Origin of the sequence: Delftia sp. UME58, from assembly GCF_014170385.1 — a bacterium.
GTDB classification, from domain to species: domain Bacteria; phylum Pseudomonadota; class Gammaproteobacteria; order Burkholderiales; family Burkholderiaceae_C; genus Comamonas; species Comamonas acidovorans.
The window spans coordinates 1-719 of sequence record NZ_LZZV01000066.1 but is presented as its reverse complement, the minus strand read 5'-3'; the positions used below and the strand labels follow the sequence as shown (position 1 = coordinate 719).

Sequence of the window (719 nt, the reverse complement as noted above, 5' to 3'; positions counted from 1 at the left end):
GCGTTGCTGCGGCCTTTCGAGGCCTTGATCGACGGTCAGATCGAAGGCATGGGCGAAGATTTATACGCTCGCCATCATTTGCAGCGAAAAGTGCCGTGGCGTTGAGTGTTAATGCCAAAAAACCACAAACGCCACAAAGCAAAAGCCCCGAACATCTTTCGATTTTCGGGGCTTTCAGCCTTGCTATCCAAACCCAACTGAATGCGGGTCAGACTTATATGCGGGTGGTGCCCAGGAGAGGACTCGAACCTCCACACCTTGCGGCACACGGACCTGAACCGTGCGCGTCTACCAATTCCGCCACCTGGGCACTGGGAAGCGCTTGCGCGCTTCACTTCTGCTTCACTTCTTCTACTGACTGTACTGCTTTGTTTACCGCTTTACCTGTCAGGCCAGCCCGAAAGCTGATCCGATCTAAATTCCGTGGTGCCCAGGAGAGGACTCGAACCTCCACACCTTGCGGCACACGGACCTGAACCGTGCGCGTCTACCAATTCCGCCACCTGGGCACTGAAAGATACTGTCAGAACTATGTGATACGCTGCCGCTCTAGTTGCTTTGTTTTTATTAAGGGCTGTACGTTGTTTCCAGCGTACTGACTTAACTAAAACATGCGTCCCGAGCGCAGTTGGTTTTACAATGGGTCTTTCGACCCCTCTGACCATTTCTGCTTCAGTGTTCAGCCTTGGGCGAACCACAGAAGCTGCGCATTATATACG

At 53.0% G+C, this 719-nt stretch carries 2 tRNA genes; both read right to left on the bottom strand.

The features are described 5' to 3' along the window. Positions 1 to 225: 225 nt before the first annotated feature. Positions 226 to 310: transfer RNA gene (locus A9976_RS18755), tRNA-Leu, on the bottom strand. 114 nt (positions 311 to 424) lie between these two features. Continuing rightward, positions 425 to 509 (bottom strand) — tRNA-Leu (locus tag A9976_RS18750). Positions 510 to 719: the final 210 nt, after the last annotated feature.